Annotated in this window: 15 protein-coding genes, 1 tRNA gene and 1 riboswitch; of the genes, 9 read left to right on the forward strand and 7 right to left on the reverse strand. The window is 69.5% G+C overall.

The features are described from left to right. Positions 1-23: 23 nt before the first annotated feature. Entirely contained in the window at positions 24-848 is an 825-nt protein-coding gene (gene trmB / locus ACZ4EG_RS17040) for a tRNA (guanosine(46)-N7)-methyltransferase TrmB (protein ID WP_467791135.1), read from the forward strand. Between the two features lie 10 nt (positions 849-858). Continuing rightward, positions 859-2193 carry a PrsW family intramembrane metalloprotease gene (locus ACZ4EG_RS17045; RefSeq protein WP_467791136.1) on the forward strand — a complete coding sequence of 445 codons (1335 nt, stop codon included), beginning with the start codon at positions 859-861 and terminating at the stop codon, positions 2191-2193. Between the two features lie 27 nt (positions 2194-2220). Here ACZ4EG_RS17045 and ACZ4EG_RS17050 read toward each other — a convergent pair whose 3' ends face one another. From ACZ4EG_RS17050 to ACZ4EG_RS17065, 4 genes are all read right to left on the reverse strand, one after another. After that, positions 2221-3165: an aldo/keto reductase gene (locus tag ACZ4EG_RS17050; protein WP_467791137.1), complete on the reverse strand. Its 945-nt coding sequence runs from the start codon at positions 3163-3165 to the stop codon at positions 2221-2223. Between the two features lie 127 nt (positions 3166-3292). Beyond that, on the reverse strand, positions 3293-4330 hold the full coding sequence (locus ACZ4EG_RS17055) for a M23 family metallopeptidase (protein WP_467791138.1): 1038 nt from the start codon (positions 4328-4330) through the stop codon (positions 3293-3295). A 9-nt stretch (positions 4331-4339) separates the two neighbouring features. Next, positions 4340-4497, reverse strand: a riboswitch (cyclic di-AMP (ydaO/yuaA leader). 299 nt (positions 4498-4796) lie between these two features. Beyond that, positions 4797-4870, reverse strand: a tRNA-Met gene (locus ACZ4EG_RS17060). A gap of 49 nt (positions 4871-4919) precedes the next feature. Next, positions 4920-6056: a dihydrofolate reductase family protein gene (locus tag ACZ4EG_RS17065; RefSeq protein WP_467791139.1), complete on the reverse strand. Its 1137-nt coding sequence runs from the start codon at positions 6054-6056 to the stop codon at positions 4920-4922. An 85-nt stretch (positions 6057-6141) separates the two neighbouring features. Between ACZ4EG_RS17065 and ACZ4EG_RS17070 the strand changes: the two genes are divergently transcribed. Next, positions 6142-6657, forward strand: a complete 516-nt coding sequence (locus ACZ4EG_RS17070; RefSeq protein WP_453556712.1) for a MarR family winged helix-turn-helix transcriptional regulator — start codon at positions 6142-6144, stop codon at positions 6655-6657. Positions 6658-6763: 106 nt separating this feature from the next. Then, a complete protein-coding gene (locus ACZ4EG_RS17075) occupies positions 6764-7399 on the forward strand; it encodes a GTP cyclohydrolase II (protein WP_453556710.1) in 636 nt (211 codons plus the stop codon). Positions 7400-7786: 387 nt separating this feature from the next. Here the strand turns inward: ACZ4EG_RS17075 and ACZ4EG_RS17080 are convergent, their stop codons facing one another. Further along, positions 7787-8335 (reverse strand): alpha/beta hydrolase, encoded by a 549-nt coding sequence (locus tag ACZ4EG_RS17080; RefSeq protein WP_467791367.1) that lies wholly within the window; start codon positions 8333-8335, stop codon positions 7787-7789. 546 nt (positions 8336-8881) lie between these two features. Here ACZ4EG_RS17080 and ACZ4EG_RS17085 point away from each other — a divergent pair. After that, positions 8882-9265 (forward strand): helix-turn-helix domain-containing protein, encoded by a 384-nt coding sequence (locus ACZ4EG_RS17085; RefSeq protein ID WP_467791368.1) that lies wholly within the window; start codon positions 8882-8884, stop codon positions 9263-9265. 142 nt (positions 9266-9407) lie between these two features. Beyond that, positions 9408-10025, forward strand: coding sequence for an ImmA/IrrE family metallo-endopeptidase (locus ACZ4EG_RS17090; RefSeq protein ID WP_467791140.1), 618 nt, complete (start codon positions 9408-9410; stop codon positions 10023-10025). 97 nt (positions 10026-10122) lie between these two features. Here ACZ4EG_RS17090 and ACZ4EG_RS17095 read toward each other — a convergent pair whose 3' ends face one another. Then, positions 10123-10623 (reverse strand): NUDIX domain-containing protein, encoded by a 501-nt coding sequence (locus ACZ4EG_RS17095; protein WP_467791141.1) that lies wholly within the window; start codon positions 10621-10623, stop codon positions 10123-10125. Positions 10624-10659: 36 nt separating this feature from the next. Next, a complete protein-coding gene (locus ACZ4EG_RS17100) occupies positions 10660-12012 on the reverse strand; it encodes a helix-turn-helix domain-containing protein (RefSeq protein ID WP_467791142.1) in 1353 nt (450 codons plus the stop codon). Between the two features lie 224 nt (positions 12013-12236). Between ACZ4EG_RS17100 and ACZ4EG_RS17105 the strand changes: the two genes are divergently transcribed. The 3 genes from ACZ4EG_RS17105 (at position 12237) to ACZ4EG_RS17115 (ending at position 14711) form a co-directional block, all read left to right on the forward strand. Further along, complete coding sequence (locus ACZ4EG_RS17105) at positions 12237-12986, forward strand: hypothetical protein (RefSeq protein WP_467791143.1); 750 nt, start codon at positions 12237-12239, stop codon at positions 12984-12986. Between the two features lie 80 nt (positions 12987-13066). Beyond that, a complete protein-coding gene (locus ACZ4EG_RS17110) occupies positions 13067-13978 on the forward strand; it encodes an aminoglycoside phosphotransferase family protein (RefSeq protein ID WP_467791144.1) in 912 nt (303 codons plus the stop codon). Between the two features lies 1 nt (position 13979). After that, positions 13980-14711: a class I SAM-dependent methyltransferase gene (locus ACZ4EG_RS17115; protein WP_453556706.1), complete on the forward strand. Its 732-nt coding sequence runs from the start codon at positions 13980-13982 to the stop codon at positions 14709-14711. Positions 14712-14737: the final 26 nt, after the last annotated feature.

Here is a 14737-nt window from a genome sequence, read left to right on the forward strand (position 1 = left end):
GCTCGCGTAAAATCGTCACCACTGTGTCTGAGTTCCTGAACACCCCCGAATCCCCCCGGCACGTCCCCGGCATCTCCGTCCGGCACACCCGCGCCAAGGGTGAGCCGCGCTTCCCGGACGGCCCCAAGGCCGATCCCGCCGGATCGCACTTCGAGCGGCGGATCCGGAGCTTCCAGCCGCGGCGCAGCCGGGTGACCGCGGGGCAGGCCGACGCGCTGCAGCGGCTGTGGCCCAAGTGGGGACTCGACATCGACGGGCAGCGGGTCATCGACCTGGGCGAGCTGTTCGGGAACGACAAGCCCGTGGTGCTGGAGATCGGGTTCGGCATGGGCGAGGCCACCGCGCAGATGGCCGCCGGGAACCCCGACCTCAACATCCTCGCCGTCGATGTGCACACCCCGGGGCAGGGCAACCTGCTCAACCTCTGCGACCAGAACGGGCTGTCCAACGTCCGGGTCGGCAACGGGGACGCGATCATCCTGCTGCGCGAGATGCTCACGCCCGACTCGCTCGACGGGCTGCGCGTCTACTTCCCCGACCCCTGGCCGAAGAAGCGGCATCACAAGCGGCGGCTGATCCAGCCGGAGTTCCTCGGTCTGGCCGCCACCCGCCTCAGACCGGGGGCGATCGTGCACTGCGCGACGGACTGGGAGCCGTACGCCGAGCAGATGCTCGAAGTGCTGACCGCGCACCCGGACTTCGAGAACACCCGCCCCGACGGCGGTTTCTCGCCGCGCCCCGACTTCCGGCCGCTGACCCGTTTCGAGGGTCAGGGACTGGACAAGGGTCATGTGGTGAACGATCTGCTCTTCCGCCGCGTACAGCACCGGGAGCAGCAGCGACGTTAGGGTCAATGCCGTGACCACCTTTCCCCCGTATCCGACGCACCCCGCCGGCCCCGACGGCGGTGCGCTCCGGCACCCGCACTGGTGGCAGCGCAGGTGGGTGCGGTACGGGGCGCTCATCACCCTGCTCGCGCTCTCCGGGCTCGTCATCCTCGCCCTGGTCCGCGAACAGACCGGCACGGAAGGGTTCCTGGTCGGGATCTGTCTCGCCGTGCTGCCCGTGCCCCTGCTCATAGCCGCCTTCCGCTGGCTCGACCGGGTCGAGCCGGGGCCCTGGCGGAACCTGCTCTTCGCGTTCGCCTGGGGCGCCTGCGCGGCGGCGCTGATCGCCATCGTGGCCAACAGCTTCGCGACGCGCTGGATAGCCACGGCCACCGCCGATCCGTCCAGCGCCGACACCCTCGGCGCCACCGTCATAGCGCCCATCGTGGAGGAGTCCTCCAAAGCGGCGGCCGTGCTCCTCGTCTTCCTGTTCCGCAGACGGGACTTCACCGGGATCGTGGACGGCGTGGTGATAGCGGGGGTCACCGCCACCGGCTTCGCCTTCACCGAGAACATCCTCTATCTCGGTACCGCCTTCGGCACCGACCAGATCACCGGCGACCGCGGCATCGCCTCCGTCACGGCCGCGACGTTCTTCGTGCGCGTCGTCATGTCCCCGTTCGCGCACCCCCTCTTCACCGTCCTCACCGGCATCGGCTTCGGCATCGCCGCGCTCTCCGCCGAGCGGCAGCATGTGCGGCGGGTACTGGTACCGCTCGGCGGGCTGCTGCTCGCGATGAGCATGCATGCGTTCTGGAACGGCTCCTCGACCTTCGGCCCGTACGGCTTCTTCGCCGTGTACGGGGCGTTCATGGTGCCCGCGTTCGGGCTGCTGACCTGGCTGGCGATCTGGACGCGGCAGCGCGAGCTGCGGACCGTGCGGGAGGAGCTGCCGGTGTATGTCTTCGCCGGGTGGCTGGGCCCCGCCGAGCCGTTCGTGCTGGGCTCGATGCGGGCGCGGCAGATGGCCCGTGACTACGCCGGCCACCACCTGGGCAAGCAGGCGGCGCGCGCCGTGGGGCAGTACGAGGCGGACGCGACGGCGCTGGCGTTCCTGCGCCACCGCGGGCGCCGGGGCCGCGCGGGGGCCGACTACGTCGTACGGGAGCGGGAGTTGCTGGCCGAGCTGTGGAAGCGGCGCCAGGTGGCCCGTCCGGCGATGGAGTACGCGGCCCGGATGTCCGCGCCGCCCCGTCCGGTGTACGGGCCGCAGATGCCGTACGGAATGCCGGCGCCGTACGGAATGCCCGTGCCGTACGGGTACCCGGCGGCGCCGTATCCCGCGTACAACCCCTATCGGCCTTAGGCCGCCGCGGACAGGCGTGGCACGCCGTTACGCCGACGCCTCCGTCAGCCGCGCCAGTTCCTTCTCCGACAGCCGCAGTTCGGCCACCGCCAGCAGCGCCGGGAGCTGTTCCACCGTGCGTGCCGAGGCGATCGGTGCCGTCACCGTCGGCCGGGCCGCCAGCCAGGCGAGGGCCACCGTGGGGACGGGGGCCTCGTGGGCGGCGGCGATCTCGTCCAGGGCGGTCAGCACCCGTCGGCCGCGCTCGGTGTCGAGGTGCTTGGCCGCGCCCTTGGCACGCGCGCTGTCCACCGTCGTACCGGGCCGGTACTTGCCCGTGAGGAAACCGGCGGCCAGGGAGAAGTAGGGGACGGCCGCGAGGCCGTTGCGGATGACGACGTCCTGCAAAGCACCCTCGTAGGTGTCGCGGGACACGAGGTTGTAGTGGGGCTGGAGCGCCACGTACCGGGCCAGGCCCTCGCGGTCGGAGAAGTCGAGGGACGCCTGGAGGCGTTCCGCGGTGATGTTGGAGGCGGCGATGTGCCGCACCTTGCCCGCCTTCACCAGCTCGTCCAGCGCGCCGACGATCTCCTCGACCGGCACTTCCGGCTTGTCGAAGTGGGGGTAGTAGAGATCGATGTAATCGGTGTCCAGGCGCCGCAGGGAGGCATCGGCGGCGGCCTTGATGTTGGCGGCGGTCAGGCCCGGGAAGTCGGGGTGCTGGCTGACCTTGGTCGCGATCACCACGTCGGACCGGTTGCCGCGGGCCTTGACCCACTTGCCGATGATCGTCTCGGACTCGCCGCCCTGGTGGCCCTCGATCCACGCGGAGTAGGAGTCGGCGGTGTCGACGAAATTGCCGCCGGCGGCCGTGTAGGCGTCCAGGACGGCGAAGGAGGAGGTCTCGTCGGCGGTCCAGCCGAAGACGTTGCCGCCGAGGGTGAGCGGGAAGACCTCCAGGTCGGAGGAGCCGAGCTTACGAAGAGAAGTCATGATCTATGACAACGGTCACACCGGATCGAAAGATTCCGGATACGCCCGCAAAGATCCCGCAAACACCTGACCGGCGGTCCTGACGTCGGGGGGTGCCGTCAGGACCGCCGGCGGTCGACAGGGTGGGTCAGGGGTTGAGGCCCTTGCCCCGCAGCCAGGTCATCGGGTCGATCCCGGTGGCCTGGCCGCCCGGGTGGACCTCCAGGTGCAGATGCGGGCCCGTGACGTTGCCGGTGGCGCCGACGCGGCCGATGACGTCGCCGGTGCTGACCTTCTGCCCGGCGGAGACGCTGATCGAGGACTGGTGGCAGAACCACAGCTCGGTGCCGTCGTCGAGGGTGAGGATCGTGCGGTAGCCGTAGGAGCCGGCCCAGCCCGCCTCGGTGATCGTGCCGCTGTGGATGGCCTTGATGAGCGTGCCCGTGGGCGCGGCGAAGTCGAGGCCGGTGTGGTAGCCGGAGGACCACATGGCGCCGGCCTGACCGAAGGTCGAGGTGATCGTGTACGAGGAGGTCGGCAGCGTGTACTGCTTGGCCAGCGCGGCCAGGCGTGCGGCCTCGGCCTTCCTCTTGGCCGCGGCCTCCGCACTCGCCTTGGCGGCGGCGGCCTTGGCGGCGGCCTCCTTCTCGGCCTTGGCGGCCGCGGCGGCGACCTGCTTGTCCGCAGCGGCCACGGCAGCGGCGGCGGCCTTGGTGTCGACCTGGCCCTGCTGCTTCTCGGCCTGGGCCATGATGCGGTTGCGCAGCGCCTCACCGGCGTCGGAGGCACCCTGGGCGCTGTCGGCGGAGGTCATGCCGACGCTGCTGAGCGCGGTCGCGGAGCCCTTGGGGGCGTCGTCCGGGGTGCTGTCGCCCAGCAGGGAGCCGACGGAGGGCAGGTCGGGCATGGAGATGGACACCGGCGGCTTTCCGGTGTTGGCGCTGGCCATGCCGCCCGCGCCGACGGCGGCTATGACGCCGACGCCCAGGACCGTGGAGCTGCGGGCGAGTCCGCCGCCGCGCTGCTTGGCGACGCGATGCCGGCCGCGTACCGGGCTGAGGGACTCCTCGGTGGGGTTCCACTCCTCCCACGGGCCCTCGTCGGTGCGGTAGCTGCCGTAGCCGAAGGTCTCGGTGTGCTCGCTCGGCACGAATGGGGCTGTGGGGGCAGGCCGGTTGGACGCCACGCGGGCGTACTCCTTTCCTTCCGTCGCCTACCGGGTTAGCTGACGGGTTCGGAGCAGGAAGGTCTCCTACGCGCGTATACCGGCCGTGCCTCCACGGCGGCATCCGCGTGATTCACCCCAAGGTGGTGGTTCCCCGGTTCCCTTGCGAGATTCGGCGCGTGCGCACGGAGCCGACTCTTGTGACGGCTGGGACGACCGCGCTGCGTTATCGAACGTTAATAGACCCGACTGTCAGATTCCAAGCCGTTCTGCTTGATCATTAACGTTTTTACGGCGGGACTTACACGCCACGACCGGTGGAAATCGGGCGAGTTGACCGCAGTACATGAGTCACAACGTTTTTGATGGTGACTCAGATGTTATGCGGAGGGCTTTCGTCCGATCACTCTTCGTGATATTCGCCTGGTCTTCGCCAAAACACTCAGGGCCGGAATCCATGAACTGGATTCCGGCCCTGAGCCTTGAGTAGCGGGGACAGGATTTGAACCTGCGACCTCTGGGTTATGAGCCCAGCGAGCTACCGAGCTGCTCCACCCCGCGTCGGTGTGCCTTAAGCATACGCCATGCTCAGGGGTGCAAGCGCACGGGTTTATCCGCGGGCCGACAGATGGCGGTTCGGCGCCTTGGCCAGGTCCTCGTACTCGGGCAGCAGGACGACGTCCACGCCCTCGCCCCTCAGCAGCCCGGTCCCGTCGGCGCCCGGCACGAACGTGTCCGGCTCCCGCCAGGCCGCGACCACCCGTCGTACCCCGGCGTCCAGGATCAGCCGCGCACAGGGAGCGGGCCGCGACGCCCGGCGGGCGCAGGGCTCCAGGCTGCTGTAGACCGTGGCGGCGGCCAGCCTCGGGTCGGCCGGGTCGACCTTGGCCAGCGCCGCTTCCTCGGCGTGCACGACGGGGTCGTCGCCCTCCCGCGAGTGCCCCCGGGCCAGCTCGGTGCCGTCGGCGGCCACCACGACCGCGCCCACGCTGAAGGCGGTCTCCGAGGGCGGGCACAGCGCCGCGAGGTCGCAGGCGATCCGCATCCAGTGCCGGTCCGCCGCGGCGACCGACCGCCCGGTGCCGGGTGCCGTCGGCTCGTACCGCATCAGTACGACGTCCTCGATGCGACGCGTCTCCACGAGCCGGAGCCGCCCGCCCTGGTAGCCCCCGGGGCCGAACAGCCGGGGCGCCGCCGGATCGCCCACCAGGAGCGGGGCGAGGACCAGCTGGAGTTCGTCGGCGAGGCCCTGGCGGAGCAACTGGGTGTGGATGGTGCCGCCGCCCTCGACCATCAGCCGGCGCACCCCGCGCTCCTCGTACAGGTGCGTGAGCAGCGCCGGCCAGTCGAGGTCGGGGCCGAGCGGGACGACATCGGCCGCGAGGCCCAGTCCGCGGACGCGCTCGGCGCCCTTCTCCGTCGTATAGAGGACCTTCTCGCCGCCCGTGTGCCAGAACTTCGCGTCCGGGTCCAGCTCGCCGGAGCCGCTGACGGTGACCTTGAGGGGGTACTCGGGCCGGCCCGCGGCCACGCGCGCGGCGCGCCGCTCGGGCGAGTTGACCAGGAGCCGCGGGTTGTCGGCGCGGATCGTGCCGGCGCCGACCAGGATCGCGTCGACCGACGCCCGCACCTCGTCGACCCGGTCGAAGTCGGCCGGGCTGGACAGGAGCAGCCGCTCGGGGCCGGTGTCGTCCAGACAGCCGTCGAGGGAGACGGCTGCGGACAACAGGACGTACGGGTACGGCATCGGCGCGCTCTCCCTGACGAGGTCTGATGTACTGCGACTGACGTGCGGGCTTGGTTCAAGTTTGAAACAAACTTACACTGGCGGTATGACGACCCGCTGGCTCACCCCCGAGGAGCAGCGCGCCTGGCGCGCGTACATCGCCGGCAGTCTGCTCCTGGAGGACGCGATCGACCGGCAGCTCCAGCAGGACACCGGCATGCCGCACCTGTACTACTCCATCCTGGCCAACCTCTCCGAGGCGCCGGAGCACAGTCTGCGCATGACCGACCTCGCCGAGAAGTCGAAGATCACCCGGAGCCGGCTGACCTACGCCGTGACCCGGCTGGAGAAGGACGGCCTGGTACGGCGTGAGGGCTGCCCCTCCGACAAGCGGGGCAGCATCGCCGTCCTGACCGACGAGGGCAGGGCCGTGCTGGAGCGTGCGGCGCCGGGTCATGTGGCGACCGTACGCGCTTCCCTCTTCGATCACCTCGGCCCGGAGCAGGTACGGCAGCTGGAGGAGATCTTCGGCGGGATCGCCGAGGCGCTCCAGGGCGAGGACGCGCGGTGCGCACCGGACGACGTGCCATGGCGCCGCCGGTCGCCGAAGTCCTGCTCGTGACGCCCGCGACAGACTCCGCAAATCCGTTGCTTCAAATTTAAAGCATGGGGTAGGGTTCCCGGGCAACTGCTTCAAAACTGAAACTCCTGAACCCCGGAGAACCCGCATGCCCGACACCCCAGCCGCCACACCGCGCGCCCGCGTCCGGGTACCGCTGCGCTTCCACGACGGTTACAGCGTCGACGCCGAACTCGTGACCTTCCACGGCCTGGCCGACGGCCAGGAACACATCGCCGTCGTCCTCGGCGACCCCGGACCCGTCCCCCTGGTCCGGCTGCACTCCGAGTGCCTGACCGGCGACGTCTTCGGCTCGGCCCGCTGCGACTGCGGCCCGCAGCTGCGCGAGGCGGTCGAGCGCATCGCCGACCGCGGCGGCGTGCTGCTCTACCTCCGCCAGGAGGGCCGCGGCATCGGCCTCTACAACAAGCTCGACGCGTACGCCCTCCAGGACCAGGGCCTGGACACCTACGAGGCGAACGCCGCGCTGGGCCTCCCGGAGGACGCCCGCGACTACACGGCCGCCGCCCAGATGCTGCGCGCCCTCGGCATCGGGGAACTCGACCTGCTCTCCAACAACCCCGACAAGGCCGAACAGCTGCGCACCCTCGGCATCACCGTCCACGACCGCGTCCCGACGGGCGTCTTCACCACCGCCCACAACGTCCGCTACCTGCGGGCCAAGGTCCTGCAGACCCAGCACACGCTGCCGCTGGGCAAGTTGACGGAACTCAGCGCGGGCTGACCCCGCGCACACCACAGCGGAAAAGACGTGAGCCCCGCTCCGGACGAGATCCGGACCGGGGCTCTCCCGTAGGCCCTGTGGGACTCGAACCCACAACCAATGGATCAAAAGTCCTGGTCGGGGTGTGCCGGGTGGTTCCGGACGCTGCTCGGGTGTCCGGAACCGCCTGGTCAGAGCATGTGCGGTGCGATGCGCGGGGCACCTCGTGCCGGCTCGTGCCGCGCCGTCCGCTCACGCATCGCTCACGCAGACCGTGGGTTTGACCAGTACAGATACCCGCCCAAAGCAGGACCCGACCACACACGAATGCGAACGCGGAGGACGTGACAGCAGGAGATGTCGGTTGTCATGGCGGCGAGCCAACTGGGGGTGACGCTGTCCGTCGCTTCATGGAATGAACTGCACCTCCGGGAAGGCCGGGCACGGGCCGTCGAGCAGGTGCCCTCGCTGCCTCAGGTGCAGGTCGAAGAAGGCGAGCGGGTACGCCTGCTGGATCCGCACCGCCCGGGCCGGATCGAGGGTGCCGATCCAGCCCCGCAGATCCGCAGCGCTCATCCCGACGGCCGGTGCCAGTTGCGGGATCAAGAACTGGACGTCGCAGTACGACGAGTGAACCGCGCCCTCCGCCTGTACGTTGAGCCGCCATCCCCGCAGGTGCGACCAGAACTCGGCGACGCTCGGCTGCGTGGCCCGGGGGAACTCGGCGGTCATCAGCATGAACGGCCGGTCCAGGTCCGTGCTGACCATCGGCTGCATCGGCCCGTCGAAGCTCAGCCCGGCCCGGACGCGCCGGTCCTCGCTCATCACGAAGGCCGTCGCCGTCGCGCCTTTCGACCAGCCGAACATGCCGATGCGCTGCGGATCGAGGGCGCCGAGCAGGCCGGCCGGCAGCGGCCGGTGCTCGGCGTCGGGATTGCGCCCTGAAGGCCAGCACAGCGCAGACCGCGGTCAACGCCACGAGCGCGCCCCCCGGCCAGGGCGCCCCGTTCACCGGAACCGGAAACGGCCACATATTCGCCCCTCGTCTCGTCTTCCTGGCCACGCGCTGTGGCCTGGAGATCATGCTGCTGCGAGGGGTCCGGCAGGGGCTATGGGCCGAAACCTACTTCTGGGGTAGGCAAACACCTACCCCGGCCGGGAAGCCTCTGACGGACGTTTCGGCAGGGAAAGAGACAGGCGGGACGTGCGGGGAGTGCTCTGCGCACCAAGGTGAGCTCCGCCTGCCTGCGCCACTCTTGCCGCCTGCCGCAGGTGGTCGCAGCGAGCGGCGACTTGAGGCAGGCACTCCAGGTCGGTCTGCCCTCAGCGGGACTTCCGGATCGAGACGGCGAGCTGCCGTCTGCAACGGATTCCAACGAGGGTCGGCCCGCTACAGGGAAGGCGCCGAAGGCACCCGACTACACCGACCTCGAAGAGAACGAGCTGCCGCTTCGCCGGCGCACTGACGAGACGCGCGGCGTGCGCGAGAACACAGAGAAACCCATGCCGACACCGCTGCGAGGATCGAGAGGCGCTGAACTCGCCTCCCGCTCCTTCGAACCTGAAGCTCTCACAACGGCCCGACAGCTTCGAGGACTCCGCAAGAACGAGCTCGCCAGGAAGGTTGGGCTTACACCAGCAGCGGTCAGCCAGTACGAGCTCGGCCAGAGTCGGCCTTCAGCCTCGGTCGTTGCGCAGCTGGCCATTGCTTTGGGGGTGCCGGCCACATTCTTCGCTACGGGGCACCCGCATCCAACGGTGCCCAGCGCCGCCCACTTCCGAAGCCTCAGGGCGACAACACAGCCGCGTTCGGCAAGATCGTCTGGCGGCTCGTTACGACGGTCGAGCACTACGTGGAGCTTCCTCCTGCAACACTGCCGCGCCTAGCCCTGCCGACCGAGCCGAGCAGGGCTGACATCGCGGCCGTGGCCCGCGATGCACGCGATGCCATGGGCGTTCCTAGTGGCCCGATCTCCCATGTGACCCGACTACTCGAAGCCCACGGCGCCGTGGTCCTGGAGCTACCAGCATGTCCAAACGAGTGGACGCCTTCTCGCATTGGTACGGGAGCAGGCCGCTGGTCTTCCGGAACCCTGCCAAGAACGACAAGGCTCGGTCGCGATTCGACGCAGCGCACGAGGCCGGACACTTGGTCATGCACCTTGATGCTGAGCCTGGAAGCCGCATCGTCGAGAACCAGGCGCATGACTTCGCCGCCGAGTTCTTGATGCCAGGCGCCGAGGTCCCTGAGGAACTGCCGCAGAGACTCGACTGGGAGGCGCTCTACGCGCTGAAGCAACGCTGGGGTACTTCCCTTAAAGCCCTCGTCTACCGTGCCCATGCCCTCGGTGCCTTCCGGGAGACGACGTACAAGCGCGCCATGTTGATGCTCTCTCAGCACGGCGATCCGGAGCCGTGTGACCTTGGCCCCCGCGAAGCAACCCTCTTGCTTGAGAAGGCGGTCCGCCTCTGCGAGGAGACAGGCGTTCCGTTCGATGAACTTGTCGCCCGCTCGGCCTTGTCCTTCGAGCTGGCGAACGAGGTCTACGCCACCGCGACCATGACGAGGCCACGTCTTGCACTGGATGCATCCGACGAGAGCGAAAAGCCGACCGACCCCGAGGTGCTGACGCTATTCCCAAGCTGACCGTCGTAGTCACAGCAGTTGCGCGTCCCCCCACATCAGCTCACTCCCGGCCTGCCTGTTCCGGGTCGCACTGACCACGGTGACGCCGTGCTGGTCCCTACTTCCACCCGTCCAGCGATACCTGGGGGCCGCCGGTGAGATATCGGCGGAGGGCACTGGCAGTGGTATCCACGAAGTCTTCCGGGATGGCGTCGGCGTCCGCCCAGCAAACCTGTGCGTGCTTGCGTGGCTCGCGGTTCTCCGGTTCACCGGTCCACTCATGGGCGGCGAAGACAACGGTGAGAAATCCGTTGGGGGCTTCGACGCCCCAAGCGCCATGGATGATGTGGGCGACCTTCAGGGACTCCGGCTTCACGGCCAGGCCGGTCTCCTCGTACAGCTCGCGCACCGCGGTCTCGGTAATCGGCTCACCGGGTTCGCTCTTGCCGACCGGCAAGTCCCACATGCCCTGGGCGAACTTGGCGTTCCGGCTGCGCTGGAGGAGGACGACCCGGTTGGCGGCCTTGTCGTGGACGATGACGGCGGCGACCAGCAGTGTCATGGATTCGAGGGCAGGCGGGAGCGCTTTGGACTGGTCGTCGGTGTTCGGCTGAGCCACGGTTGGTGTCCCTTCGTCGGCCGGTTGGTGGGCAGCTTAGGCCAGTGCTTCGCGTGCGCGGCGGGCCAGTTCGGCCGCCCCGGGCACCCTGCGGCGCTGGTAGACGGCGAGGGTGGAGCGAATCGAGCTGATCGCCTTGCGGGTGCGGTCGGAGGTCATGCCCTCCATGAGGGGCAGGGCCTGGGACCAGGCGGCGACGGCCTCGTCGGCTCGGGCCTGGGCGGCAAGGCTGTCGCCCAGGTCGGCGTAGGTGAGGGCGTGGACGCGCTTGTACTTCTCCGGGTCCCAGCGGACCAGGGCGTCTCGGTGCTGCTGCTCAGTGCCGACGTGATCGGCCAGGTCGGTCAGTGTGCGGGCGGTGTGGCTGGCCACGGTGCCGGCGGCCGGGCCGCTGACGCGGGAGTAGCTCGGCTGTGGACCGTCGTCGCGTAGGAGGGCATCTTCGGCGGCAAGCAGGGCGCGGGCCGCTGCAGGCTTCTCGCCCACAGCGGCGTACGCGCGGGCATGGGTGATGTGGAGCAGCGCCTCGGTCTGGGCGTCGACGCGGCCCAGGCCGCGGGTCAGTGCCGCCTCGACGAGGTCGACGCAGTGATGGGGTTGCTTGAGACTGAGGGCCTGGTGGGCGAGGGCGCGCATCATCCAGGCGGCGTGGCCGTGCGCGTCGGCTTCGCAGGCGAGTTGGTAGCCGACCTGGTAATAGCGCTGGGCGGCACCTTCCTGGCCTAGGTCGTGGTGCTTCCATCCTGCGAGGTAGGCGAGTTCTGCGACCGCTCCGAAGGCTGCCTGGCGTAAGGCTTCGTTCGGGAACCGCGCGCGCAGCATGGGGGCGGCAGTGTCGGCGAGATACGCGGTGACGGTGGTAAGCCCATGGCCGCCACCGAGACGCTCGTCGGCGGCACTGAAAGCTGCGGTGATCTGGCGTACGACCTCCACGTCCTCCGCACCAACCAGGGAGCCACCAGTGCGGGCTCGGAGCATGCGGGCCGTCGCTTCGTGGTCATATCCAAGGGGCATGGCAACGCCGGCTGCGGTGAAGGCAGCCACGGCCAGGAAGCGCCGGCGTTCGACGTCGGCACGGCCCAGGTCGGTTGCGGCGAGGACGGGATCAGCCTGCTCGGTCGGTGTCTCGCCTCCGCGGAGACCAATCTCCCTCTCAGTGATCGTGCGGCCTGCTCGCCGGGACAGTGCCTCGGCGAGGTAGCGGGCGGTCCGGCCGCTCGGCTGGCGGTTGCCGTTCACCCAGTGGGAGACAGCCGACTTGTTGGTCTGGAGGGTCTCGCCGTTCTCGGCAGCGATGCGCCGGATGTCCTTCGCCAGAGCCTCGTAGGTGCAGCCCGTTGCCTCGATGGTCTCGCGCAGGCGGAAGTTGGGTTCTCTCTGCGCTACCACGACCGCCTCCGCTCCGGAGCTGTAAACCGCGTATACCGCTTCAACTGCCTCTCACCGTACCCACTGTGCGTGACGGCGTGTTCACTGAATATCAGCCGCCCGGCACGGTCCGACACCGTGACCAGGTTCCCCCTTCAGTCGGGCGGCTCCCCGAAGTTCCGCACGCCTGTGCCGGGTTCAGGCATGCCTGTGCCCGACCCCGGCCGATCAGAGACGGAGACACGGTGACCACCATCGACACCACGGCCATCACGGTCGAGCTGCCCCAGGCGGTCGACGAGCGCTGGAGCCGACTGCCGGGCATCCAGGTCAACGGCCGGCGCATCACGATCGACCCGGCCGAGTACTTCTTCCGCTTGGAGTCCAACACCTGGCTCGTCGCCGACTGGGAGCTGGTCAAGTCCCAGCTCCTGGAGGTGGCGGAGACCACCGAGAGCGCGGTCGAGCAGCTCGCGTTGGACTTCATCAAGGCCCACGGCGAGTCCACCTCGAACGCCGCCCGCGTGCTGTCCACCGCCTACGAGGTGTACGCGTACCTCTTCCGCGACGAGCACCTCGCCGGCCTCGGCCTGTCGCAGATCACCGCCGAGCACCTGCGGATGCTGCGCGAGGCGGCCACGCTGATGGCACTCAACAAGGTGGAGCTGGACGGGCACATCTCCAACGTCGGCCCGTGCTGGTTCTTCCCGGCCGCCACCTCGGTCGTCTTCGACCTGGACGACGAGATGGGCGGGATGCTGGACGAGGTCTACCACGGCGGCTGGTTCAACGAGCACCGCCGCATCGAGTCCATCAAGGCCCACGCCGCCCTCGGCGGCCGGCTCGTGCACGGCTGCCAGTCCGTGCCGGACCAGTCCGGCGGCGTCGTCGCGCCCTACGGTGCGTCGATGACCGCCTTCCGCGACGACCTCGCTGCCTTCAAGGCCGGCTGGATCGAGCAGGTCTACGCCCACCGCGTCAGCCCTGCCGCGTAGCACCCGCACCGCACGCCAGGCTCCGGGGCGGGCCGCACTCATCGCCCGCCCTGGACGCCACCACCGCACTGGAGCCCTTCATGAACGCGACCCTCAACGCCGAACTCCTGGACAACCTGCTGACCCTCGCCAACCAAACCTGCGCATCGCGTGAGGAGGTGCGCGTCTGGTCCATGTCCGGCGTCGAACGCCTCACCTTCACCGACGGCAGCACCGCCATCTTCAAGTACGCCAGGAGGCCCTTCGACAGGGAGGACCAGGCACTCCGGTTGGCAAAAACACACGGCGTGCCCGTACCTTCCATTCACGCCTCGGCAGTCCTGGACGGCTGGCTCGGGATGTTGCTGGAAGACCTCGGCGCTCCCATCCGCGAAGCCGACGACCTCGACGGCTCCGCCGCAGCCGTGGTCCTGCACCTCACCCGCACGGCCGCGGCCCTGCCGGTCCTCGATCAGGAGGGTCTGCGCGGCCTCCCGGCGCGAGCCTTGGAACACCTCGGCCACCTGCGTAAGGCCGACCGGTGGGAGGACACCCACGACATCGAGGACGCACTCGACCGCATCACCCAAGCCGCCGTAGCTCGTTCGGCCGGTGCCACGGTCGGCCCGTTCGGCTGGGTGCACTCCGAGTTCCACCCCACCAGCCTCCACATCGGCCGGCGCGGCTGGCTCCTGCTGGACTTCGCCCGCGCCTTCACCGGCCCCGGCCTACTCGACCTCGCCAGCTGGCACGGCACCATCGACGACCCCGACCCCGTACGTCTACGCGTCTTCCTGGAGACGTACGTCACCGAGGGCGGCACCCCCGACGCCCTCGCCGAGCGTGGCGGGCTTCCGGCCGAGAAGTGGGCGCTGGGCTGGCACCGAGTCTGGGCCGTCGAGTGGTTCATGGAGCAGTCCATGCGTTGGATCAACGACCCGGCCACCGACCCCGCCTACATCAAGGCCGTACGCCGCCACCTCACCGACGTTCTCCACCTCCTGGAGGTCTGACGTGCTCGCCCAGGCGTCCCCCTGGTACGTCCACGCCCTCCAGCGCACTACAGCCAGCCCCGCCGAGTCCTTGTCCGTCCCCGCGCGGATGGAATGGACCACGCGGCCTGGCAGCGGACCCGGCGCCGAAATCGTCGCACCGGATCTGCGCCGCAAGCGACTTCTGGAACTCGGCTGCGGCCCCGGCCACAACGCCGCCCACCTCGCCACCCTTCCCCAAGTTCTCGGCTCCGCTCGAACAGGGGAGACCCCAATCGGCGCCCACGTCACCGGCGTCGACCTCGTCGGCCTTCAAGTCCGCCGAGCCCGCTCGCACTACGGCCGGCTCAACAACCTGACCTTCGTCGCCGGCCACGCCCTGCACTACCTGCAAGCCTCCGACGAGCGATTCGACGCGATCTACTCCGTCTTCGGAGCGATCGGCCTCGTCGCCCCTGAGCTGCTGTTGCCAGCCATCGCCCAGCGCCTGAAACCCGGGTGCACCCTCGCCTTCGCCGTCCCCCATCCCCAGCGTGGCGGCAGGCGCCCGTCCACCGACGACCGGCCCAGCCGCGACTACGTCACTCTCCCAGACCGCACACGCCTGCCCATCGCACGCTGGGAGTTCGACGCCGAACGCTGGGAGAAGCACCTCGGACGAGCGGGTCTCTGGCTCGCCTCGGCCCAGGAATTCCATGACGCCCGCCACGGCCTCTGGCCCACCACCCTGCTGATCACCGCGCGCAAGCTCTGACCCCAGCCCCCAGCCCCCTGGGAGAA

The sequence above is a fragment of the Streptomyces sp. NPDC025638 genome (genome assembly GCF_055558775.1).

What these genes read in the sequence shown, in the direction of transcription:
- ACZ4EG_RS17050 (WP_467791137.1), bottom strand. Translation starts at nt 3,165, where the DNA reads ATGACTTCTCTTCGTAAGCTCGGCTCCTCCGACCTGGAGGTCTTCCCG.
- ACZ4EG_RS17065 (WP_467791139.1), bottom strand. Translation starts at nt 6,056, where the DNA reads ATGCCGTACCCGTACGTCCTGTTGTCCGCAGCCGTCTCCCTCGACGGC.
- ACZ4EG_RS17070 (WP_453556712.1), top strand. Translation starts at nt 6,142, where the DNA reads ATGACGACCCGCTGGCTCACCCCCGAGGAGCAGCGCGCCTGGCGCGCG.
- ACZ4EG_RS17075 (WP_453556710.1), top strand. Translation starts at nt 6,764, where the DNA reads ATGCCCGACACCCCAGCCGCCACACCGCGCGCCCGCGTCCGGGTACCG.
- ACZ4EG_RS17085 (WP_467791368.1), top strand. Translation starts at nt 8,882, where the DNA reads ATGCCGACACCGCTGCGAGGATCGAGAGGCGCTGAACTCGCCTCCCGC.
- ACZ4EG_RS17090 (WP_467791140.1), top strand. Translation starts at nt 9,408, where the DNA reads ATGTCCAAACGAGTGGACGCCTTCTCGCATTGGTACGGGAGCAGGCCG.
- ACZ4EG_RS17110 (WP_467791144.1), top strand. Translation starts at nt 13,067, where the DNA reads ATGAACGCGACCCTCAACGCCGAACTCCTGGACAACCTGCTGACCCTC.